A 23,257-nucleotide genomic window follows, 5' to 3' on the forward strand; every position below is an offset into this window, starting at 1 on the left:
CCTCGCTTCGAGCGCGGGCCAGTCCTGGGACTCAGGACCGCCTCAATGCGGCTCCACTCGGCATCGCTCAGCTCATGTCGGCGCATAGGCCTGTGCTGAGCACCCAGGGCCCCTACCAGCAACCGCGAGCGATTGGGAGTTGACCGAACTGAACGTTCGGCCAACCCCGAGTTGTTTTCCGAACGCGAGACCAGGGACAGCCCCTAGTGCTTCGCCGTGCCCAGTCGGTACACGTAGCCGGTGTGAGTGAAGAGGTAGAGCGTCTCCGTTCCGCTCGGGTCCTTCACCACGTCGATGCTGGCTCCAGTCAATCCATTCGCGGGCAGCTCCGCCGGCGCCTCCAGTGCCTTCCAGCGCAGCAGCCCCTGCTTCCCGTCCGCCCGCTTCGAGACCTCCGTCGCCGCGTAGAGCCGATGCTCCGTCAACGCCACCGGCCAGCCCGCCAGCGACGCATAGCCCACCACTCGCTCCCCCTCCTGCAACGGCTCCGTCAGGGGCAGCCCCGCGGGCAGCCGCAAGACCAACCCGTCTCGCAACCCCACTCGCCCATAGCTGGCGCCCGCTCCGTCCAGACTCCACACCGCCACCGGCTCGCCCGTCCCCAGTGGCAGCGGCGTCAAGGCCCACTTGCCGTCTGCGGCCTGCGTGAACTCGAACAGGCTGCGACCCGTGGCCAGCCACCCGCGCACTCGCGGCGACGCGCTCCCCGTGAAGCTCACCGTCCGGTCTCGCGCGAGCGAGCGCACCGGGAAGCCGGGCTCCGGCGTCAGCCGAGGCAACAACCCCGGCAACTGCTTGGGCTCGGCCCCCAACGCAGACAGGTCCTGCTCCAACACATACACCTGATCATTCGCGCTGATGATCAGCGAGGCCTTGCCGTTCTCCGACATGCCCTGCCCCAAGAAGGGCCCCGTGGCCTGCTCTCCGCTCGGCGCCAACAAGGGCGGCCCATACCCCACGCCCAACGTCCCAACCCCCGCCCCGTCCCGCTGCACGCGCACCAGGTGCCCCGAGTCCTCCACCAGCCAACCCGGTATCCCTTCAATCAACGCCCCCAACCGGCGCGGCTCCGTCGCGCCCAGGTCCGAGGGCGGCACCACCGACAAGCCCACACGCGCCGGCTCGCTCAGGTCCGGGAGATCCAATGCGAAGTAGTCCCGCGTCACCGTGAGCAAGCCGTCCGCGAACGGCGCGGCGCCCATCGGCACTCGGTCCAGATACAGCGGTCGCAACGTGGACAGCGTGTGCCCTCCCCAGAGCTGCCCGTGCGCTCCGCCCAACCACGCACCCGAGCCCGTGGTCATGTCCACCGCGCCCGGCCTCACGTCGTGGCCCGTGCTCCCGTCCAGACTCGCCACCTCGGAGAAGTCCACCGGCGCGTCCAATGACTGTCGCTTGCACGTGTCCAGCGGCGACACCACCGAGGACGCCACCACGCGGAACAAGCTCCGCGACCCCTGCGGCGACCGACACAGCACCTCCACGCTCATCGTCCCCTCCGACACCGGGGAGAACGAGATCAGCTTCCCGTCCGAGCACGGCGCGCAGTCATCCCACGCTCGCTCGAACACGGGCCCTTGCGCCGTCCGACGCAGCCCCCACGTGCTCAGCACATCGCGATTCCCCACCGGCCGCCGCACCGCCCACAGCGCGGCGCTCTCGCTGTGGCGCAGCAGCCAATCCTCGCGAGCCGGACTCTCCGGCCCACCGCTCGAAATCGGGTCCTCCGGATTCATCACGCGCCACGTGCCGGGGAGCCCCGTCGCGCTCGGCGGCGTGCGCCAGAAGAAGAACTCCGGCGTGACGACCACCGGCACCGCCACCGCGGGGTCCTCGCCTCCGTCGCGGCGCCCCGGCAGCGTCAACAGCGCCGACGATACCGGCCGCACGTCCAGGTACCGCACCAGCCCCGCCGAGCCCGGACACGGCGGCAGCGGCGTGATGCCACACAACACCGGCCCCGCGTCCGCGCTCACATCCAGACTGCCCGGATACGCCTGATACGTGCCCGAGGACAGGTCCACCTCGCCCGCCGAGAAGCCCTTGCCCAACGCCGCCATCACGTCTCGGCCGTTGGCCCCAGGCGATACACGCAGCGCGCGCAGCCCTGTCACTCGCGTGTCCTCTGGACCGAACGTGAGCTGACCCGCGCTCGCCTCCAGCGTCCCCAGTCGCACGCTGCCCTGCGCCGTGAGCAGCGCCACGCGCTCCCCCGCGAACGCAACCGTGTCCCCCAGCTCCGCGTTGGAGAGGACCGGCCGAACCACGCGGCCGTTGGTGACGAAGACACCGCCATCCGTGTAGCCCACCAACAGCTGCACACCGCGCGGGTCATACGCCACCACCCGAGCCTCGCCGTCGAGCCGCTCCGGATACCGCCGCGACACCTCGAAGCTCGGTGGCGCGCCCAGCGACACCGCTTCGGCGCCGTCCTCCTGACAGTGATTGTCGATGCCACACCGCCACGCCGCGGGGCAGGCCGTGTCCCGCGTCTCCACCGCTTGCGTGAAGTCACACGGATAGGGATTGCCCGCGTCCACCTTCAAGCCACCCGAGCACGCCAGCGCCACCGCGAGCGCCCCCGCCGCGACCCCCAGCCCCACGAAGCCACGCGCCGCGCTCATGGCAGCACCCCCGCCACACCCAGGCCATTGTGCGACGGCACCAAGGCCACGCGTGGCCCGCCCTCGGGTGGCGGCATGAAGTGCAATCCCGCGCCCGCCAGCAAGACGCCCACGGCCATCAGCCCCACCGCCAGCGTCTTGTCATTGCCCAGCTTGCGGTCCTGCTCGCGGTAGTACGACAGCGGGCGCAGGTTCTGCCCGTCACAGGCGTTGCCCTTGCCCGGGCAGAGCTCGTCGTTGAGCACCTTCTGGCGTGACAGCGTGATGAGCCCATACACGCCACCGCCGAGCAGCACCGCGCCACCGCTCGTGAGGAGCGAATAGGGCAAGAGCCGCGACGCGGGCGGCGGCAAGGGAGAGCCGCTCGCCTCCGCCACCACCCACGGCACCAATTGCCGGAGCGTCTCCGGATCCTTCGCCAACCGCGTGCTGCGTCCCACCGGCAGGCTCTTCACCGTGTCGAGCACCTGAAGCGACAGCTCGTACACCGCGCCCAATCTGGACAGCGAGCCCGTCATCACGTAGCGCGCGCCCAGCGTGCTGCCCAGGTCGGTGGCGCACGCGGAGGGGTCCTCGTCGCACGCGCCCAGGAGCTGACGCTGCCGCTCGGTGCTCAGCACCGTCTGGATGTCCTTGCGCGAGAGAACCTGGAACAAGGCCCGCGCGTTGAGCGTCTGCACCACCGCATCGGTGAGCGCCGCGGCCTGCGCGGGCTCGGTGCCCTGCGCCGCCAGGTCCGACACCACGAGCCTGGGCTTCTCGCCGTCCTTCAAGGGAAGGATGGGTGCGGCGCCGCTCCCCGCGGGCATGCACACCAGGGGGCGCGTCACCTGCGCGGGACACTGATTGTTGCCCTCGCCCGCGGCCCGCGCGCTCCCCGCCCACAACCCCACGAGAACCACCACGAACTTGCCCAAGGCCCCTCCCACTCAGGTGCTCCAGGAGCGGCCCTCTCCTGGCTTTGAATCGGCGTGACGCCGCGGCAATGTAGCGGAGGGTCCCAGACCCGCGCGAGTCACCCACCGCCCACGCAGCGCCTCAACCCGGGCGAAGGGCCGCCTGCCTCGCGGCTCGCGCGAGCGCGGGCAGGTCGTCCCCCTCGGCGGACTCGGCATCCGAGGAGACTGGCACCCGCGCGCGCTCCGGCGAGAACAAGCGCGCGGGCGTCCGCGACTGGCCTCGCAGCCGGATGAACAGGAGCAACTGCGCTCGCAAGGCATCCACCTCCGGACCGGCTTCGTCCCGCGCGCGCCGCGCCGCCGCGTCCAGCCGAGCCCACGCGGCTTCTTCGTTCCACGCGCCCACCGGCCGCGCACGAGACAGAGACGCCAGCGCCGCCGCCGCTTCGAAGAGGCCCGCCCTTCCTTCCGTGAAGTCCTCACCGGAGGGCAGACGCGCTTCGGGAGAGGACTCGCGCGCGGCCAGCCAGGACAGCAGCGCGGGCACCTCCGACTCGCGCGGCACCGCGGGCGCGAGCCATGCCTCCAACACGGCTTGCACCCGGGCGCGCGCCACATCGCTCCAGAAGGCCGCGTGCAGAAGCAGCTCCGGACCGCTGCGCGCTGCCCGCTGCGGCGCGCGCCGAGCCCGCTTCAAGAGGAAGTCCTTCACCCGGCCGCTCGCGTCGAAGCGCGCCAACCGCTCCCACAGCGCCGCCAGCGCCACGTTCGCCAAGGGTAGCGCGCGAGCCAGCTCGTCGGCCTCGGCGGAGGTGAACGGCAGCGCGCCCTCGCGCACGGGACGCTTGAAGACGTGCTCGAACACCTCGGCGGCGGCGCAGGCCGCGCGCAGCTCCGGCAGGTTGCGTGGCAACAGCTCCACCGCCCGCGCCCACTCGCGACGACCGAGGAGCGGGCCCGCGTCCAGCACCACCGTCTCCAGCCGCAGCAGCGCGCTGCCCAGCACATCCTCGGGCGCCGCGTCCGGCAGACGCTTCAGCACCGCCTTGCGCACGGCAGCGCGCAGCCGCTCCACCTCCTCCATCAACTTCACCGGCGAGGAGGCGCGCGGCCAGCCCTCGGCGGCGGCGCGGCGCCGGAGGGCCACGAGCGCGGCGTCCACCTCGGGCTGCGCCGTGGCCACCTCGCGCAACAGCTCCACGTCCGCGCGCAGCCGTTCCTTCCAGAAGAAGGCCTCCAGCAGTCCCTTCAGCGCGCGGTAGCGCAGGCGCGTGGCCTCCAGGAGGTCCGCTCGGTCCTCCAGCCGCGCCCGCAGGTCCTCGGGATGGGTGGCCACCGGCGCATCATAGAGAAGCGCGCGCGTGCTCGTCCCGAACGACGCCGGGCGCGCCCGTTGAGTGAACGGAGCGCGCCCGGAGATGAACCGCAGTGGACGGAGACCGCGGTCGGCTCACACCCGCATGGGCATGACCACCGCGGTGAAGCTCCGGTCGCCGGGGCCGTGGAGCACGCCCGGGCTGTGCTCATCGCCCAGCTCGAAGCTGACCTCGTCCGTGTCCGTGACGCCCAGCACATCCATCAGGTAGCGCGCGTTGAAGCCCACCGTGATGTCCGAGCCCCGGTACGCCAGCTCCAGCTCGTCCTTGGCCTCGCCCAGGTCCGGGTTGCTGGCGGTGATGATGAGCTTGTTCTGCGCCAGCCCGATGCGCACCGCGTTGCTCTTGTCCGCGGACAACAGCGCGATGCGCTTGAGGCTCTCCAGCAGCCGCGTCTTCGGAACGAGGACGACCTTCTCGCCCTCCTTGGGGATGACGCGCTGGTACTCGGGGAACTGGCCGTCGATGAGCCGCATCACCATCGTGAGGCCCGGCTTCTTGAACAGCGCCGAGTTCTCCGCGAAGCCCAGGTGGCACTCGGCGTCGGGCGCCTCGTCCAACAGGCGCTTGAGCTCCATCAATCCCTTGCGCGGGATGATGACGCCGCTCTTCAGCTTGAAGTCACCGGGCAGCTCGCGCTCGATGAGCGACAGGCGGTGGCCGTCCGTCGACACCATGCGGACCTTGCCGTTCGCCTGCGGCTCGAAGAAGACGCCGTTGAGGATGTAGCGCGTCTCGTCGCTGGAGATGGCGAACTGCGTCTTCTTGATCATCTCCAGGAGGATGTTCCCGGAGATCTGCACCAGCGGAGCGCTCTCCTCCTTGGGGAGCTTCGGGTACTCCTCCGCCGCCATGCCGACAATCTTGAAGTGGGCCGAGCCGGAGCTGATGTCCACGTAGTTGTTCGCCAGCTTCTTCAGCGTCACCTGCGCATCCGGCAGGTTCTGGACGATGTCGAAGACGTACTTGGCGCTCAGCGTGACGGCGCCGGGCTTGGTGACCTCGGCGGGGTGCTCGGAGACGACACCGATGTCCAGGTCGAACGCCGTGACGGTGACGCCCCCCTTGTTCGCCGTGACGAGCACGTTGGCGAGGATGGGCATCGTCGTCTTGCGCTCCACGATTCCCTGGGCGCGATAGAGGGCCTTCTTCAGCTCGTCGGCGGCGATGCGGAATTCCATCGGGGGTCCTTAACGGGTCGCGGCCCACGGGGTCGCGAGGCGACGCCGGATGTAGCCCGCACGAGGGGGGGCGTCAATCAACGGCGCATGCCCTCCGCCCCTCGTCCCACGCTCGCCACGCCCCCCTCCCCCGCGCCATCACACTGACTGGGCGTTCAGCCCACACCCCCAGGAAATCCAGGGGGTTCCAGGACGAACTGCCCCCAAGAGGCCCGCCGAGGCCTCCCCGCCCGGACATCCGGAGGCCGCCGTGGGAAGTCCCCCGTCGAACGGTGTGTCCACGCAACAGGGGACGGGGGCGCCTCGTGGTTTCCCGAAGGGGGTTCGGCCGCGCCACGGAGGACTGGCCCCCGGGGCGGGGGCAGGTGAGACTGCCGCACTCTTTCCACCGGAGTTGCCATGACCGTCCGCACGATGCTGCTCTCCGCCGTCCTCGCGCTCGGCCTCGCCGCCGGGTGCAGCAAGCCGCCCTCGCCGTCCGCCCACCCGTCGAGCGAGCCGGGCGCCGAGGCCGTCCCCACCGAGGCGAAGCAGCCCGACACGAAGCAACCCGACACCGCGCCGGCGCCCAGCGAGCCGGGCACGGCGCCCAGCGCAGGAGGTCCCGAGATGAAGAAGGGTGAGCCCGTGGTCTACATCATCAAGAACAGCGGCGTGCGGTGCATCACCACGCCGTGCCCCTACTACAACGCCTTCCGGGCGGATGATCCGAGCGCGGACCCCATCCCCGTGCACGAGCTGGACCTCACCGCGGTGACGGGTGGACAGCAGGAGCGCCAGGACTCGCTCGTGAACCAGACGACCGCGAAGGACGGCCTGCGCGTGGAGGCCACGCTGGACAAGCGCGAGCACGCGGGCCCCGCCGGCACCGCGACCGTGCTGCGCGCCAGCAAGCTCGTCGGCGGCTGAGTCAGCCGCGCGTGAAAGCGCGCGGCCAGGACGTGGGAGCGCAGCACCGCTCCCGCGTCCGGCTCACAGCCGCAGGCCCACCTGGAACCCAGGCCAGTTCTGCAGCCGGGTGCTCAGGTCCCGCTTCGTGTGCACCCGCAGGGTGGTGATGGATTGGAAGTCCGGCGTTTCGCCCCAGGTGGCGAACACGTTGTAGGTCGGCCCCGCGAACACGGCGAGCCGCGGCAGCACCTGGAAGCCCACCATCGCCCGGAGCTGGCCCAACAGGGGAATGGTGTCCTCGAAGGGCTTGCGCATGAGCGTGACCGCGTGGGCCGCCACGTCCACGTCCACCCAGAAGCGCTCGCTCACGGGGATGTGGCCGCCCAACCCGATGCCCAGGCTGAAGCGGTCGAGTCGATCATCCGGCCCCATGCCCGCGATGAGCGTCGTGTAGAGGTAGCGCCCGCCGAACTTCAGCCCCAGGTTGGTGAGCTGGATGTCGCTGGACCACACCTCCAGGTGGAACTGGCCCTCGCGCTCGATGCTCAGCAATCCGAGCGGCACGCCCGTCATCCGGTCGGAGAGGTTGAGGAGGCCCACCTGCGTACCCGTCACGTGCGCGGCCACGTTGAGCAACCCGAGCTGAATGCCCGTCACCTCGTTCGCCACGTTGAGCAGCGCGACCTGCCCGCCCGTGACTCGCTCCGCGCGGTTCAGCCCCATCGCGGCCTGCACGCCCGTCAGGTCGGACTTCGTCGAGTTGATGCCGAGGGCCCCTTGGAAGCCCTGCATCGAACCCTTCACCTGGTTGAAGCCCAAGGCGGCCTGGAAGCCCCTCGCGTCCCCGCCCACGTAGTTGAGGACCGTGGCACCCTGGAAGCCCACGAAGTCCCGGCGCGCCACGTTGACGCCACCCGCGAGCTGCCCCACGACGTGGACGTCATCGCCCGCGTAGTTCACGCCGAACGTGCCCTGGAAGCCCCGCATCTGGCCGCCAGCCACGTTGGTGAACAGGGACAGCTGCGCGCCGGTCATCTCGCCGCGCGCCACGTTGACGGCCCCGGCCAGCATCACGCCCTGGGCCTCCGCGTCGTACCAGTTGCTCACCAGCCCGAGCGCCAGCCCGCCCCCGAGCGACTCGCCGCCGTTCACCACGCCCAGCGCCAGCCGGTTCTCCACCGGGGCAGAGCCCACGGCCATCGTGTTGGTGCTCAGCGCGGGCACGAGGCTCAGGTTGATGGGCAGGCGCACCCGCCCACCCGCGCTCGCCAGCGCTCCCGCGGGGGCGGGTCCACCGCGCAGCGCGGTCAGCTCGCCCTGCACGGCCACGAAGTCCGCGGGCGCCAACGGCGTGCGCTCGTTGTCTCGCAGCACGAAGGCCGCCTCGGCCACCGTGCCGGACAGCTCCCGCCGCGCCGTGTAGCGACCGGGCGCGAGCCCCAGCTCGGTGAGGCGGCCGGGGGACTTCTGCACCTCGACCACCAGCGTGCCCGCCGCGTCGCGCACGTACAGCCGGCCCTCCAGCGGCTCGGTGAGCACCAGCCCCGCGGACGTGGCCCGCAGGTCCGTCATCACCAGGTCGCCCGTGCCCGCCAGCTCGATGTCATACGCCGGATGCTGCGCGCCGCCCTGCGTGCGCTCGGTGCGCGCGAGCGTCTCGTGGAAGGCGAACTGGTACGCCTCCGTCAGCGTCACGCGGCCATCGTGCGTGGCGTCCGCCGCGCCACGCAGGCCGGACACCAGGTTGTGCGTGAAGTACGAGCCGCCCAGGCGATCCGACTCCTGCGACGCCTCGCTCTCGCTGGAGGACGTGAGGATGGCGTGGCCCTTCACCTGGTTGCCCACATCCACCAGGAACGCCGGCCGCGCCACGCCGCCCTTGCGCCGCGCGAACGCGCCTGACGCGCACGAGTCCAGCACGGCGATGCGCACGTCCGCCGGCAACGCGTCCAGCGCGCGGCGCAGCTCGCCATAGTCCACGCGCTGGCCCTGGAGCAGCAGGCCCTCTTCGTCCGAGTGGCCCGAGTAGTACAGCAACACCTCCACCCGCAGCGCCCCGGAGTCCCGCGCGCCCTCGGCCAGCCGCCGCACGCGGTCGAAGCCCGCCAGCAGCCCCTGGCGATCCACATCCAGGAGCAGCACCCGGTCCGAGGCCGCCACACCGCCCAGCTCGCCCAACACCTGCGCGAAGGCGCGCGCGTCCGTGGCCGCGTACTGCAGCCGCGTGCGGCCCGGCCCTCCGTCGTTCACCCCGACCAACAGCGCGAGCCGGCGCACCGGCTCCGCCTCAGCGGCCGCCGTTGCCGACCACAACGCCACCAGCAGGGCGAGTCCCCTCATTGCGCGGGCTTCTCCAAGAGGAACGAAGTCTGCTCCAGCCCCTCGGGCAGCGCGAGCGCCCCCGTCCTCGCTTCCGGAGACGCGACCAGCGCGCGTGCCGCGGCCAACACCGGCTCCAGCTCGAACGGCTCCGCGGAGGTGATGAGGAAGAAGCGCTCGAAGCCCGGCGCGTCATCCAGCTCATAGGCACCCGACAGCGAGTGGCGCGCGGAGGGCTCCAGCACCGCGGACGCCGCGCCGCTCTCGGGCAGGTGCCGGGTGACGGCGCCGCGCCCATCCACCGACAGGATGAGCCCATGTCCGCGGCCCGCCGCCACATAGGCGAGCTGCACCACGTCACCGGCGACGGCGTGGGCCCCGGTATCCAGGCGCTCGGGGGCGCCGGCGCCCTGCCGGTGGACGACGAGTTGGGGCGTCAGGCCCTTGATGCGGGTGACCTCGGGCACATCCCCCGACACGCCTCCCCCCGCCCCGGCGCCGCCCCGCAGGGCCTCGGGCCTCACGAGGACGAAGAGGGCCATGGCGGCCAGCACGGGCACCAGCCCGAGGACCGGACCGAAGCGGAACAAAGGGCGGGAGGTGTCCCGTCGCGCGGCCTCCACCCGAGCGGAGCGCTCGGCACGGGCCTTCACCTCGCGAGCCACGGCCTCGGGGGGCAGCTTCTCCAGGGTGACGCGGTTGTCGGCCTCCAGGGCCGCCAATCGCGCGGCGCCATCCGGCTCACGGGCCAGGCGGTCCTTCGCGGCGGCCAGCTCGGCGGGGGGCAGGTCGCCCAGCGCGATTCGCTCCAGCAGCCAATCCGGGGTGCGTTGGGGGGACGTCATGCAGCCTCCAGCTCCAGCTCCTGCAACACGGCGGACAGCGCCCGCAGCCGCTTGCGCACGCCCGAGACGGACAAGCCCACCTCGCGCGCCGTTTCCTCCAACGTCATGCCATCCACCAGATGGAGCACGGCGATGTCCCGACTGGACGCGGGCACCCGACCAAAGAGCCGGTCGAGCAGGCCCTTCGCGGCGGTCCGGGCCTCGGTGTCCTCGGCCGAGGCGATCCTCAGCACCAGCTCATCCTCGCGGTCCTCGGGCCTGCGCTTGGCGCCGCGCAGGCGGTTGAGGCACACCCGGGTGGCAATCTGGTGCAGCAGGCTCGACGGCGCGGTGTCCTTCAGCGCCGACTGGTACCGCAAGAGCTGCACGAAGACGTCGTGCATCGCATCCACGGCCTTCTCCTCGTCCCGCAGGAGGAAACGGCAGCGCCGGAGCACCTGGGGGCCGTAGCGGCGGTAGTAGGCCTCCACATCGAGTGACACCGGGCACGCCTCCTGTTCGGCGAGGGAAACACCGGTGCCCAGGAAAACTGTCACCCGCCCTCGAACGAGGCCGCGTGCCTACCCGTTTTTCGGGCGCCGGACCATTGCAACCCCGCACCCGACCGCCCGCTCCCCCGGCTTCTGGGTCATCCCACCGGAGACCCGGGTGAGGCGCCATCGTCCCCCGGGAGGGGCGGGCCCCTCGGGAGGCGCACACGGCAGGGGACCCGGGTCAGGGCCCTCCCACCGGTGCTCAGCGCCGCATCAGCGCGTTGGCCACCAGGCCCAGCAACTTCACCTGCGCCGGATCCAACTGACGCACCCCGCGCAGCAGTCGGCGCACCTCCGGCCGCTCCTGGGCATGCGGGGGCGGCTCGCTCGAACGGGAGAGGGCGCTGGCGCCATGGGACACCAGCCCCAGCAGCTCGTCCGCGGAGACTTGCAGCTCATGACACAGCTTCAGCAGCGTCTGCACGCTCGGCAGCATGCCGCCGCGCTCCAGCCGACCGTAGACTTCGGTCGCGACGTCGATGCGCTCGGCCACGTCGGCCTGCGTGAGCTCCAGGCGGGCCCGGGCGACGCGCGCTGCCGCTCCGATGGTGGTTGCGAGTTTCTTGTCCATGCCTTGCTTGCCGACCCGAAACGTTTGGCCGACGGCATAGGACGTATGGAGGCAGACAGACAGAACTTGCCGGGTTAGCCTCCAGTTATCCACCCATGGGGTTGCCGTTCCCGAGGGAGACTTTCGGAGTCTGGGCGGGCCCGACACCGCCCCTGTTCCGAGACGAGACTCCCTCGAAGACAGCGCCATCACGGGCTCGCGAAAACACGAGGTCGCCGCGGAACCGTGGCGACCTCATACGTTGGACCCCGCATTTCCTACGGTGCCGAGGAGTCCTGCCGTCACTGCCTCCCCTCAGGGTTGGCTCGACTTGGCGGCGTGGACGCCATGCATTGCGCGCAACGCCAGCCACCGTGAAGCCGTCTCGGCTACCGCGCGGCCACCGCCGTCTTGAGCGCCTCCGAGCCCAGCGCGCGAGCCAGCGTGGCGCGCGACGTGGCGAGGTCGTAGTTGGCCTGGACATGCTGAGCCGCGGCGTTGGTGTAGGCCACCTGCGCATCGCTCAGCTCGATGATGTTGCCCACCCCGGCCTGATAGCGGCCTTCGGCCAATCGCAGCCGCTCGCGTGCGTTCACCTGCGCCTCCTCCGCGGCGGAGAGCGCCTCGCGCGAGGCCACCACGGCGAGCCGCGCCTGCTCCACCTGGAGCCGCACCTGCTGCCGCAAGAGGTCGCGCTGCGCCTGGAGGTCCCGCAGCGTGGCGCGCTGCTCGCTCACCTGCGCGCGCGTGAGCCCGCCCTGGAACAACGGCCAGCTCAGCGACAAGCCACCGGTCGCGTTGAGGCGGTTGTCCACCACGGGGTCCTCGCCCGTGTCCGCCACGTTGGCGGTGGCGTTCAGGCTGGGCCAGTACCCGCCCCCCGTCGCGCGCACGGTGAGTTCCTGCGCTTGGATCTGCCGGTCCCTCGCGGCCACGTCCGAGCGGGCCGCCAGCGCGCGCGTCACCAGCGGATCCAACGGCTGGTCCTCGCCCTCCAAGGGCACCACGGACACATCCTGCACGGAGTAGTCCGTGGGGGTCTCCACGCCCATGGCCTGGTTGAGCTGGGCCTTGGCGGTGGCGTAGGCGTTCTGCGCGCGGATGTTCGCCACCTGCGCGTTGGCGCGCGCGGTGCGCTGCTGGAGCAGGTCAATCTCCGGCCGGCTGCCCACCTGCACCGCGGCCGTCACCTGCCGCAGCCGCGCCTCCTCGCTCTGGAGCGTCTCGCGCGCCACGTCCAGCAGCGCCTTCTGCGTGAGCACGTTGAAGTACGCCGAGCGCACGTCGAGCAGCACGTCCTGGAGCACCTGCTCCTGGTTCTGCGTCTGGGCTTCCGCGCTCTGCTTGGAGGCGTTGTAGCGGCCGGTGGTACGGCCAAAGTCATACAGGAGCTGGGTGGCGGTCACGCCCGCGCTGAACCGCCGCGACGTCCCGGTCACCGTGGGGTTGGAGCCCGTGCCCGGCGCGGTCTGCACCACGTTGCGGTTGTTCGTCCCCACCTCGTAGCTGGCGTTGGCGTTCACCTGGGGCAGCAGGCCGGAGCGCGACTGGTCCACCCGCGCCCGCGCCGCGTCGGTGCCCGCCTGGGCCGAGCGGAGCTGGGGCTGGTGCTCGCGCGCGGAGGACTCCGCGTCCTCGAGCGACAGGATCCGGCTCTCCGGAGCCTGGGCGCCGGCGGGAAGGGCCAGCAGCAGCATCAACGGAAGCGCGCGCATCACTCGTACCTCAAGGCATCGATGGGGTCCAGGAGGCTGGCCTTGCGCGCGGGATAGAGCCCGAAGACCACGCCCACCAACCCACTGAACGCGATGGCCGCCAGCGCCACGTCAGGGCGCACCAGCATGGGCCAACCGAACTGCGCCGCCAGGAGCTTGGCCACACCCAGGCCCACGGCCGCGCCAATCACTCCGCCCAGCACCGCGAGCGTCAGCGCCTCGATGAGGAACTGCGCCAGGATGTCTCGCGGCCGAGCGCCCACCGCCACGCGCACGCCAATCTCACGCGTCCGCTCGGTGACGCTCACCAGCATGATGTTCATGATGCCGATGCCGCCCACCACCAGGGACACCGCCGCGATGGCCGCGAGCAAGAGGCTCATGGTCTGCGTGCTCTCCTGCTGACCGCTGGCGATCTCCGCGAGGTTGCGCACATCGAAGTCGTTGGCGGCCTCGTCACCCAAGCGGTGCCGCTCGCGCAAGAGCTGCGTGATGTCCTGCTGCGCGCGCGCTGTCTGGTCCGCGGAAATGGCCTGCACATAGATGATGCCGGTGATGAACGAGCCCAGGCTCTGCGCCTGCACCTGCCGCCGGTACGTGCTGGCGGGCACGAAGATGGTGTTGTCGAAGTCCTGCCCCACGGGCGACTGCCCCTTCGCGCCAGCCACCGCCACCACGAGGAAGGGCGTCTTCTTGATGCGCAGCGTCTGGCCCACGGGGTTCGCGCCCTTGCCGTAGAGCTTCTCCACCACCGTCTGCCCCAGGATGGCCACCTTCGAGCCCGCGTCCTGGTCCGACTGGCTGAAGCGCGCCCCCATCGCCATGGGCCAGTTGCGCACGTCGAAGAAGTCCGGCGTGGTGCCCACCACGCTCGTGGTCCAGTTCTGGTCCTCGGAGAAGACCTGGACGTTGGAGCGCAGCTCCGGCGCGGCGCCGCGCACGGAAGGCAACTGCGTGCGGATGGCCTCCAGGTCGTCCCAGGTGAGCGTGGGTTGGCTGCCAAAGCCGCCGCGCGCGCCGCCCGACATGGAGGAGCCCGGCATGACGATGAGCATGTTGGTGCCCATCGAGTCGAACACCTTCTGAACGCTCGCGCGCGCGCCGTCGCCAATGGCCACCATGGCGATGACCGCGCCCACGCCAATGATGATGCCCAACGCGGTGAGCACCGAGCGCGTCTTCGCGCGCAAGAGCGCCCGCAGCGCCAGGTGCAGCGTCTCCAGGAGGTTCATGGCCCCACCCCCTCTTCCGCTGTTTCAACGGGGACGACGGCGGGGCTCGGCGCCTGGTGCTTGTCGGACACGATGCGGCCGTCCTTCACCACCACCACCCGCTGGGTGAACGAGGCCACGTCCGGCTCGTGCGTCACCAGGACGAGCGTGAGCCCCTCCTTCTGGAGCTGTTGGAACAGCGCCATCACCTCGATGCTGGTGCGCGAGTCCAGGTTGCCCGTGGGCTCGTCCGCCAGGATGACGCGAGGACGCCCCACCAACGCGCGCGCGATCGCCACGCGCTGCTGCTGACCGCCGGAGAGCTGGCGCGGGTGATGATCCAACCGCGCGCCCAGCCCCACGCGCTCCAGCGCCTCCTTCGCCCGCGCGCGGCGCTCCTTGCCCGGGACGCCCGCGTAGAGCATGGGCAGCTCCACGTTCTCCAGCGCGGTGGTGCGCGCCAGCAGGTTGAAGCTCTGGAACACGAAGCCCAGCGTGCGGTTGCGCACGCGCGCCAGGCCATCCCGGTCCAGCCGCGCCACGTCCCGCCCTTCCAACAGGTACTCGCCCTGGGTGGGCCGATCCAAGCAGCCCAGGATGTTCATCAGCGTGGACTTGCCCGAACCGCTGGAGCCCATGATGGCGACGAACTCGCCCGGCTCCACCGTGAAGTCCACCCCACGCAGCGCTCGCACCTCGACATCGCCCGTGCGGTACACCTTGCTCACGCCCCGCAACTGCACGACGGGGGGCGGCCGTCCCTTGCCCGCGTCCATCCGGCTCTCCTTCCCCTCGCCTAGAACGGTCCGCGACGCATGCCCGGCGGTCGTCCGCCACCGAGTCCACCGGGAGGCGCTCCCGGGGCGGGCGGAGTCGTAGCGCCAGGGGTCGTGGAGCTCGTGATGATGGCGTCGCCCGCCTTCAGCTCTCCCTCGACAATCTCCGTGTACGTGCCGTCCGTCATGCCGGTGCGCACGCGCACGGGCTCGGGGTGGGCCTGCTCGCCCTCGCCGCGCAGCACATACAGCGCCCGCGTGCCGTCCGGCGCACGGTCCGGCGCCATGGGCGCGGCCGGCGTCTGACCCGGCGCGCCCGTCGTGGGCACCACGGGCCGGAAGCGCAGCGCCGCGTTGGGCACGGACAGCGCATCATGCTTCTCGCCGGTGATGATGGTGGCGTTGGCCGTCATGCCCGGCTTGAGCTTGAGGTCCGGGTTGCTCACGTCGATGACGGCGTCGTACGTGACGACGTTCTGCACCGTCTGCGCCGCGTTGCGAATCTGCCGGATGACGCCGGTGAAGCGCTCGCCGGGATAGGCATCCACCGTGAAGCTGGCCTTCATGCCCGGCTCCAGCCGGCCCACGTCGGACTCGGCCACGCTGGTGTCCACCTGCATCTTGCGCAGGTCCTCCGCGATGGTGAACAGCGTGGGCGCCTGGAGCGAGGCGGCCACCGTCTGCCCCACGTCCACGCTGCGCGAAATCACGATGCCGTCGGTGGGCGAGACGATGGTCGTGTACTTCTCGTTGACCTCGGCCTCGTTGAGCGCGGCCTGCGCCTGCGCGAGCGAGCCCTCGGAGGCCATCACCTCGGCCGCCGCGCCCGCGGCGCTGGACTCGGCCGTGTCCAACTCCGACTGCGAGATGAACTGCTGGGCCCGGAGCGCGCGCGAGCGGTCCGCCTGCTTGCGCGCCACGTCCGCCATCACCTTCGCCTTCTGGAGATTGGCGCGCGCCGCGGTCATGTTCGCCTTCGCCCGCGCCAGCGCCGCCTGCACCAGCTGCGGGTCGATGCGGGCGATGATCTGCCCCTTCTTCACCGGCGAGTTGTAGTCGACGTTGATCTCCTGGATGCGGCCGGAGACCTGGCTGCCGACCTGCACCGTCACCAGGGCGGACAAGGTGCCGGTGGCCGTGACCTTTGACACCAGCCGCCGCGGCTCCACCTTCGCCGTCTCGTAGGTCGGGAGCGCCGCCTTCGCGGACGCCTGCACGCGCCACCAGCCCAGCGCGCCCAACCCCACCACGCCCACCGCCACCCAGACCCAACGGGGGATCCGCCGCGCGCGGCCCTCCTCCTCGAAGGAGGCCGGCACCGGCTGCGCCACTTCTCTTGGCATCTCGTTCACGACCTTCATGCTACTGGTGTAGGTGCTGGGGCATTACGGTGAATCTCGCCCGTATTACGAAAGATGACGGGCGTCGGGGCTGGCTGCCTGCCCGGCATCCTGCGGGACCCCGGGGAGCGTGACGCGCGCGAGCGTCCCCTGCCCTGGCCGACTCTCCAGCGTGAGCGTGCCCCCGTGGGCATCCACGATGCGCCTCACCAACGTGAGCCCCATCCCCACGCCGCCCGTGGTGCGCGCGCGGCTGCGGTCGGTCCGGAAGAACGGCGTGCCAATGCGAGGCAGGTCCCCCGAGTCGATGCCGATGCCTTCATCAGACACCTCCACGCGCAAGCCCTCGCCCTCGGGCTTCGCCGTGAGGCGCACCTGCGTGCCCGGCTCGGAGTACTTGCCCGCGTTGTCGAGCAGATTGTCGAGCACCCGGCGCAACAGCACGGGGTCCGCCACCAGCGACGGCAGCGGCTCCTCCACGCGCACGTCCAGGTGATGACGGCTCCATGAGCTGCGGAAGCGCTGCGCGGCCTTGTCCACCAGCACCCGAGGGTCCACCCGCTGCACGCGCAGGGGCGGCGTCGCGCCCATGGAGCCTTCGGCGCCCAGCTCCAACCGCGACGTGGTCAGCACGTCATCCACCAATCGCTCCAGCTCGGACAAGTCCTCCGCGATGTCCGCGAGCGATTCGCGCGCCAGGGTCGCGTCGCCCTCGGAGGCCAGGTCCAACGCCACGTGGATGCGAGACAGCGGCGTGCGCAGCTCGTGCGACACGTTGGCGAGCAGCTCCTTCTGCGAGCGCAGCAACAAGGTGATGCGCCCGGCCATCTCGTCGAAGGCCTCGGACACCTCGCCCAGCTCGTCCTGGCGTCGCAGGCCCGTGCGCACATCCAAGCGTCCCGCGCCGAACGCGCGCGCCGCGGCCGCCAGCTTCAACAGCGGCACCGCCAACGTGCGCGCGAAGAGCACGGAGGTGATGGCCGTGCACACCAACACCAGCCCCACGAAGAAGGGCATGTGGCCATCCGGCGGCGGAGGCGGCGGCCACGACACGCTCGTGTACACCTGCATGGAGCCCGGCCAGGGCCCCAACGCGGTGAACGGCCCCGGTGGGCCAGAGACCCTCCCGGGCCGGCCCGCCACGACCTCCAGCTCGGACCTCGGCAAGGGCGGCGCGGGAATGGGCTGCGTGTTGGCGAGCAGTTGGCCATCCACCCGGCGCACCGTCACCTGCACGCCCATGCGCGAGCGAGCCCGCTCCAGCGAGGCCTGGAGTGCGGCGGGGTCCTCCGCCTGCCGAGCCCACTCATCGCTGAGATAGGAGACCTCCTCGATGAAGCGCGTCTTCCACGGCTGGTCGCGCAGGAAGTCACGCGCCACCGCGAGCGTGACGGCGACGAGCACGAGCTGCGCCACGCCCACCAGGTAGATGCGCGGCAGCAAGCCCGTGGGGAGACGAAGCCAACGACGGAGGTTCACGACTCATCCCCTGTCGCGAGCATGTAGCCCGCGCCCCGCACCGTCTTCAGCAGGCGCGGATTGCGCGGATCCTCCTCCAGCTTCTGGCGCAGCCGGAAGATGTGCACGTCCACCGAGCGGTCGAACACCTCCTCCGCGCTGCCCTTCACCAAATCCAGGAGCTGCTCGCGGCTGAGCACCCGGCCGGCGCGCTCGGCGAGCACGCGCAGCAGGCTGAACTCATACGTGGTCAGCGCGAGCGCCTTTCCATCCAGCGTGGCGCGGAGGCTGCGGGGGTCCAATACCAGACGCCCCGCCTGCACGGGCTGACTGGAGGGCCCCACCTTGCCGCGCGCGCGCCGCACCTGCGCGCGGATGCGGGCCAGCAGCTCGCGCGACGAGTAGGGCTTGGGCAGGTAGTCATCCGCGCCGGACTCCAGCCCGAGCACGCGGTCCGCCTCCTCGCCTCGGGCGGTGAGCATGATGATGGGCACGTCCGTGCGCGTGCGCAGCTCGCGGCAGACCTCCAGGCCGTCGCGGCCCGGCAACATCAGGTCCAGGAGGATGACGTCGAACGCGTGGCGCGTGGCCTCGAAGAGGGCGTCCGCGCCGTTGTGCGCCACGGTGATGACCAGGCCATGCTCTTGGAGGTAGCGCGAGGTGAGCCGGGCGAGTCGCTCGTCATCCTCCACGAGCAGCACCTGGACAGTGCCCTCGTCGGAAGGGGTGGGGCGTGTCGTCGTCTCCATGGACCATCTCTCCCGCGTGTGCTGGCCGTCCTCCGCAAGTTAGCCGCGCTGAAGGCAAGTTGCGGCCCGGAGACGTCGAGGGGGTCCGATCTCCTCTCCGAAGACCAGCACTGGCATGTCCGCCTCCGAGCCGCGCCATTCAACGTCGCACCGGCATGTGTCCGGGAAGCTACCGCCGCATGACGAAATATTACGGCCAGCCAACCCGACATCCACCGTAACGCGCCGTTCATGGCGAGGACATGACAGGTCGCCAGCGTGCCCGGATGCCATCCCTGGAAGGCCTCGTCAGACTGGGAATGGCTCGCGTCACGAGGAACCGCATGTCTCGCCCGCTGCTGCCTCCCTGGCTCTTGCTGTCCCTTCCCCTGCTCGCTTGTTCCCACTCGCCCCCCGCGCAGCCCGCGCCCGAGGCCGAGCGCTGGAGCAGCCCCGCCTTCCGCTCATCCCTCGCGCTGTTGTTGGACCACCGCGCCGAGCTTCAACTGAGCGACGAACAGGTCCCTCGCCTGCAGGACCTGGAGCGAGCGCTTCAGGACAAGAACGGCCCCTTGCGCGACAAGCTCCGCGACCTGCGCCCGAAGCGCGCGGACAGCGAGGGCCGACACGGCGGCGGTGGCTTTGGCCCACCGGGCGGAGGTCGCATGGGAGGAGGCATGGGCGGCGGAATGGGCGGTGGCCACGTCGGCGGCAGTCACGTGGGCGGCATGGGCGGAGGTCGCGGCATGGGCGGCCCGCGCGGTGGCTCCGACGACGGAGACCGTCAGTCGCGCATGAAGGAGGCCGAGGCCCTCTGGCAGCAGATGGAGGACAACGACACGCAGGCCTATCTGGAGGCGGAGAAGGTGCTGAGCGAGCAGCAGCAACCCCGCGCCCGCGAGCTGGTGTCCCAGCAGCGCGAGGCCCTGCTCCAGCTGCGCGAGCGGATGCGGGAGAATCGCTGATGCTCTGGGCCTGCTTCTGGCTCCTGCCGCCAGAGTCGCCGCCTGCGCCACGGCCGCGCCCGCGCAAGAAGCCCGCGCCACGGCCGCGCAAGAAACAGCTCAAGCCTCGCCGTGTGCCGCGCTGAGCGCACGGCGATCCACCTTGCCCGCGGACGTGCGCGGCAGCGCCTCCAGGAAGCGCACCGAGCGCGGCGTCTTGTAGCGAGCCAGCCGCCCGCCGCAGAACGCCAGCAGCGCCTCCGCGGACAGCGAGGCGCCCGCGCGCGGCACGACCAGCGCGCGCGGCGTCTCCCCCCAGCGCGCATCGGGCACGCCAATCACCGCCACCTCGGAGACATCCGGATGGCCAGCGAGCACGCTCTCCACCTCGGCGGGATAGATGTTCTCACCGCCGGAGATGATGAGGTCCTTGCTCCGTCCGACGATGCGAAACGCGCCGTCCTCATCACGCGTGGCCAGGTCTCCCGTGCGCAGCCAGCCCTCCACGAACGTGCGCGCGGTCTCCTCGGGACGGCGCCAGTACCCCGCGCACAGGTGCGGCCCGCGCAACAGCAGCTCCCCCACGTCACCAGGGCGAAGCGCGCCATCCAGCCTCGCCTCGACGTGGAAGAGCGGCACGCCCACCGCGCCCGGCTTGCGGCGCGCGTCCTCTGGCGGCAACCAGAAGTTGTTGGGCCCGGCCTCCGTGAGCCCATAGCCCGTCTTGAACGCCACCCCGCGGGCGAAGAAGCGCTCGAACACGGGCGCGGGGCACGGCGCGCCGCCGCTGATCAACAGCTTCACCCGCGAGAAATCCACCGCATCGAAGCGCGCGTGGCGCTGCATCTCGATGAACATGGTGGGCACGCCGAAGACGAGGTTGACCTCCCCCCCATGGATGGCCTCGAGCACCTGCGCCACATCGAAGCCTCGGCACACGCGTGACGCGCCGCCCGCGTACACCAACGGCGTGGTGAAGACATTCAACCCGCCGGTGTGGAACAGCGGCGCGTTGAGCAATGCCACGTCATCGGGCGTGAGGCCCCAGCTCACCACGGTGTTCGCCGCATTGGCGGTGATGGCGCCATGCGTGAGGATGGCGGCCTTGGGCAACCCCGTGCTGCCCCCCGTGTAGCAGAGCACCCACGGCGCATCCGCCTCCAGCGACAGCTCCGGCAACAAACCCTGCGGTACCCCGTCCCGACTGGAGAACGGAAGCTCTCCCGTGCCCGGCTCACCCAAGGACACCCAGTGCCGCACGCTGGGCGCCTCGGGCCGCACGGCCTCCACCTGCGCGCGGAACTCCGGTCCAAACACAAGCACCCACGGCTCCGCGTCCGCCAGCAACGCCCGCAGCTCCACGGCGCTCAAGCGCCAGTTGAGCGGCTGGAGGATGGCCCCCAGCTTCGCGCAGGCGAAGAGCAGGTCCAGGAACTCCACGCAGTTGTGCGCCAGCACCGCCACGCGCGAGCCGCGCTCCACGCCCAGCTGCCGCAGCAGGAGCGCGGTGCGATGCGCGGTGGCATCCCACGCGCGCCAGGAGATGCGACGTCCCCCGTGAATCGCGTCGATGAGCGCGGTGCGCTCCGGCGCGAGCTGTGCTCGGCGGGCCAACCAGTCATGGACGATGGGCATGCGCCCGAGGCTAGAGCGAACCGAGCCGGCGTGACATTGCCTTTTCACGACGGCCCGCGTCGCGTGGCCTCACGGTATCAACACCAGCTTGCCCACCGTGGTGCCGGACTCCAACGCGCGGTGCGCATCCGCCACCTGGTCGAGCGGGAACGTCGTCACCCGAGGCGCCACCAGCCGCCCCGCCTCCACCCACCCGAGCAAGCGCGTCATCGCCTCCTGCAAGACGCCGCGCGACTCGAACAGGTACGACAGGTTGAAGGCGAGCACGCTCGTGTTGTCATTCGTCAGCGCGAGCGGATTGAACCGCGGCGTGCGCAGCCAATCCCAGGCGAGCCTGGCGAAGTTCGGCCGCCCGCCCTGACGCGGCAACATCGAGTGGAAGCCGTAGATGATCAACTTCCCCGGGGACGCGAGGTGCCGGTAGCTCTCGCGCAGCGTGGAGGGACCGTTCGCATCCAACACCACGTCATATCCACGCGGCGCGGCGTGCTGCGCCACCACCCACAAATCCTCGCGGCTCTTGTCGATGACGACCTCCGCGCCCAGCTCGCGCGCGACCGCCACCTTGTGCGGCCCGCCCACCACGCCCACCATCCGGCACCCAGCGATGCGCCCAATCTGGAGCAGCGCGCCGCCCACCCCGCCCGCCGCCGAGTGCACCAGCACATTCGCGCCCGGCTTCGGATGCGCCAGCTCCCACAGCGCGTAGTACGCCGTGAGGAACACCGCCGGGAATCCCGCCGCCTGCGCCATCGTCCAACCCGCAGGCAGGGCGAACACCTGATGTCTGGGGATGCGCACATGCGTGGCATAGCCATCGAAGCGCGTCACCCCGAACACACGCATGCCGGGTGACACATCCGTTACATCCCGGCCCACCGCCGCCACGGTCCCGGCGACCTCGAAGCCCGGGGTGATGGGCCATCCCACGTATTCCCTGGCGGAGGCATACAAACCCATGCGGACGACACAGTCCGCGTAGTTCACGCCCACTGCCTCGGTCGCGATGACCACCTCGCCCGCGCCGGGTTCCGGCACGGACATGGGTTCAATCAACAGCCGCTCATGACCGCCTGCTTTGTGAATGACGACCTTTCGCGCGCGCATAGGCTCGCTCTACACTACGCAACGCGCTCGATGAACACTCCAAAGGGTTCCGCGCGCGATCCCCCCCACCACATCAAGGAGCAACACCATGCGATTGCGACACTCGCTCCCCCTCGCTGGCGCCCTGCTGCTCGGCCCTCTGACGGGCTGCGGCACGGAGACGGACGCCCCTCTCACCCCTCAAGAGACAGGTGATGTGCGCGCGACCCAGGCGGCGCTCACCGCCACCACCGGCTTCACCTCGCACTTCCGCCAGTGGTTGTCAGACAATGGCTACGAGCCCACCTACAACCTCATCCGAGACGACCTCTCGGGCGGCAGCTATGGCGGCAAGTCCAGCGCCAGCGATACCGTGGTGAATCAGCCGGTGATTTTCATTCACGGCAACTCGGACAAGGCGGTGGGCACCGGCACGGCGGGACAGACGGGCTGGAATGCCTCGCTCGATTACTTCCTGGCCAATGGCTACAAGACGAGCGAGCTGTATGCGACGACCTGGGGCCCGGCCAACGCCGCCATGTCCGCATACCAATACCATTCCAAGACGAATGTGATGAAGGTCCGCAAGTTCATCGAGGCGGTGAAGGCATACACCGGCGCCACCAAGGTGGACATCGTCACGCACTCCATGGGCGTGACGCTGGCCCGCAAGGCCATCCTCGGCGGCTGGGCGCGCGACGCGGCGGACGGCGGCGACTACTACGTGGGCGCACCGCTCACGTCGTCGGTGGATACCTTCGTCGGTATCGCGGGTGCGAACCTCGGGCTCACCTCCTGCTACCAGACGGGCCCCAGCACCCCGACGTGCGGCTCCACCAATGGCTTGTACCCGGGCTACCTCTACTTCGGCTTCGTGACCGGGCGCTCCGAGTACCTCAATGACTTGCTCGCCACGTCCGGCTACGAGGGGGCGTACCGCTACAGCATCTACTCCACCGCGGACGAGGTCATCGGCTACGGCGGCATCGTCTACGGCGGCTACACCTCACGCCTCCCCGGGCAGACCGGTGAGAAGGTCTATTCCGCGTATCCGTATGGCCACTTCAACAGCAAGGACCTCACCGGGAGCGTCCAGTTGAGCATGGTCAAGAACCACACCATCCCGTAGTCGCAACGAGCCTGGGT

The 23,257-nt window shown here is 70.6% G+C and carries 19 protein-coding genes; 3 read left to right on the forward strand and 16 right to left on the reverse strand.

The window, feature by feature from the left end:
• Positions 1–203: 203 nt before the first annotated feature.
• From KRR26_RS30730 to dnaN, 4 genes are all read right to left on the reverse strand, one after another.
• A complete protein-coding gene (locus KRR26_RS30730; protein WP_217081550.1) occupies positions 204–2,624 on the reverse strand; it encodes a hypothetical protein in 2,421 nt (806 codons plus the stop codon).
• Positions 2,621–3,541: a CsgG/HfaB family protein gene (locus KRR26_RS30735; RefSeq protein ID WP_120207252.1), complete on the reverse strand. Its 921-nt coding sequence runs from the start codon at positions 3,539–3,541 to the stop codon at positions 2,621–2,623. The genes KRR26_RS30730 and KRR26_RS30735 overlap by 4 nt, the downstream gene beginning before the upstream one ends.
• A 121-nt stretch (positions 3,542–3,662) precedes the next feature.
• Positions 3,663–4,859, reverse strand: a complete 1,197-nt coding sequence (locus KRR26_RS30740) for a hypothetical protein (RefSeq protein ID WP_217081551.1) — start codon at positions 4,857–4,859, stop codon at positions 3,663–3,665.
• A 114-nt stretch (positions 4,860–4,973) separates the two neighbouring features.
• On the reverse strand, positions 4,974–6,080 hold the full coding sequence (gene dnaN, locus KRR26_RS30745) for a DNA polymerase III subunit beta (protein WP_120207249.1): 1,107 nt from the start codon (positions 6,078–6,080) through the stop codon (positions 4,974–4,976).
• Positions 6,081–6,479: 399 nt separating this feature from the next.
• Here dnaN and KRR26_RS30750 point away from each other — a divergent pair, with 399 nt between their 5' ends.
• Entirely contained in the window at positions 6,480–6,989 is a 510-nt protein-coding gene (locus KRR26_RS30750; RefSeq protein ID WP_120207248.1) for a DUF6748 domain-containing protein, read from the forward strand.
• A gap of 63 nt (positions 6,990–7,052) precedes the next feature.
• Here KRR26_RS30750 and KRR26_RS30755 read toward each other — a convergent pair whose 3' ends face one another.
• The 10 genes from KRR26_RS30755 to KRR26_RS30800 form a co-directional block, all read right to left on the reverse strand.
• Entirely contained in the window at positions 7,053–9,311 is a 2,259-nt protein-coding gene (locus KRR26_RS30755; protein WP_217081552.1) for a caspase family protein, read from the reverse strand.
• Positions 9,308–10,135, reverse strand: a complete 828-nt coding sequence (locus KRR26_RS30760) for an ActD-like protein (protein ID WP_120207244.1) — start codon at positions 10,133–10,135, stop codon at positions 9,308–9,310. Before KRR26_RS30760 ends, KRR26_RS30755 begins: the two co-directional genes overlap by 4 nt.
• Entirely contained in the window at positions 10,132–10,617 is a 486-nt protein-coding gene (locus tag KRR26_RS30765) for an RNA polymerase sigma factor (protein ID WP_120207243.1), read from the reverse strand. The genes KRR26_RS30760 and KRR26_RS30765 overlap by 4 nt, the downstream gene beginning before the upstream one ends.
• A 253-nt stretch (positions 10,618–10,870) precedes the next feature.
• Positions 10,871–11,239, reverse strand: coding sequence for a helix-turn-helix transcriptional regulator (locus KRR26_RS30770; RefSeq protein ID WP_120207241.1), 369 nt, complete (start codon positions 11,237–11,239; stop codon positions 10,871–10,873).
• A 368-nt stretch (positions 11,240–11,607) separates the two neighbouring features.
• Positions 11,608–12,933, reverse strand: a complete 1,326-nt coding sequence (locus KRR26_RS30775) for a TolC family protein (RefSeq protein WP_217081553.1) — start codon at positions 12,931–12,933, stop codon at positions 11,608–11,610.
• Positions 12,933–14,165: an ABC transporter permease gene (locus KRR26_RS30780; protein WP_120207237.1), complete on the reverse strand. Its 1,233-nt coding sequence runs from the start codon at positions 14,163–14,165 to the stop codon at positions 12,933–12,935. The genes KRR26_RS30775 and KRR26_RS30780 overlap by 1 nt, the downstream gene beginning before the upstream one ends.
• A complete protein-coding gene (locus KRR26_RS30785) occupies positions 14,162–14,920 on the reverse strand; it encodes an ABC transporter ATP-binding protein (RefSeq protein WP_120207235.1) in 759 nt (252 codons plus the stop codon). Before KRR26_RS30785 ends, KRR26_RS30780 begins: the two co-directional genes overlap by 4 nt.
• A gap of 20 nt (positions 14,921–14,940) precedes the next feature.
• Positions 14,941–16,281, reverse strand: coding sequence for an efflux RND transporter periplasmic adaptor subunit (locus KRR26_RS30790; protein ID WP_120207233.1), 1,341 nt, complete (start codon positions 16,279–16,281; stop codon positions 14,941–14,943).
• 45 nt (positions 16,282–16,326) lie between these two features.
• Positions 16,327–17,739: a HAMP domain-containing sensor histidine kinase gene (locus tag KRR26_RS30795; protein ID WP_120207231.1), complete on the reverse strand. Its 1,413-nt coding sequence runs from the start codon at positions 17,737–17,739 to the stop codon at positions 16,327–16,329.
• Complete coding sequence (locus KRR26_RS30800; protein WP_120207230.1) at positions 17,736–18,467, reverse strand: response regulator transcription factor; 732 nt, start codon at positions 18,465–18,467, stop codon at positions 17,736–17,738. Before KRR26_RS30800 ends, KRR26_RS30795 begins: the two co-directional genes overlap by 4 nt.
• A 323-nt stretch (positions 18,468–18,790) precedes the next feature.
• Here KRR26_RS30800 and KRR26_RS30805 point away from each other — a divergent pair, with 323 nt between their 5' ends.
• Positions 18,791–19,411 carry a hypothetical protein gene (locus KRR26_RS30805; protein ID WP_217081554.1) on the forward strand — a complete coding sequence of 207 codons (621 nt, stop codon included), beginning with the start codon at positions 18,791–18,793 and terminating at the stop codon, positions 19,409–19,411.
• 99 nt (positions 19,412–19,510) lie between these two features.
• Here KRR26_RS30805 and KRR26_RS30810 read toward each other — a convergent pair whose 3' ends face one another.
• Together KRR26_RS30810 and KRR26_RS30815 are read right to left on the reverse strand one after the other, a co-directional pair.
• Positions 19,511–21,025, reverse strand: a complete 1,515-nt coding sequence (locus KRR26_RS30810) for an acyl-CoA synthetase (protein WP_120207228.1) — start codon at positions 21,023–21,025, stop codon at positions 19,511–19,513.
• 69 nt (positions 21,026–21,094) lie between these two features.
• Positions 21,095–22,069, reverse strand: a complete 975-nt coding sequence (locus KRR26_RS30815) for a synaptic vesicle VAT-1 family membrane protein (protein ID WP_321202779.1) — start codon at positions 22,067–22,069, stop codon at positions 21,095–21,097.
• A 151-nt stretch (positions 22,070–22,220) separates the two neighbouring features.
• Here KRR26_RS30815 and KRR26_RS30820 point away from each other — a divergent pair, with 151 nt between their 5' ends.
• Complete coding sequence (locus tag KRR26_RS30820) at positions 22,221–23,240, forward strand: alpha/beta hydrolase family protein (RefSeq protein WP_217081555.1); 1,020 nt, start codon at positions 22,221–22,223, stop codon at positions 23,238–23,240.
• The last annotated feature ends 17 nt before the right edge of the window (positions 23,241–23,257 follow it).

The sequence above is a fragment of the Citreicoccus inhibens genome, from assembly GCF_019039035.1.
Classification (GTDB): Bacteria; Myxococcota; Myxococcia; order Myxococcales; family Myxococcaceae; genus Citreicoccus; species Citreicoccus inhibens.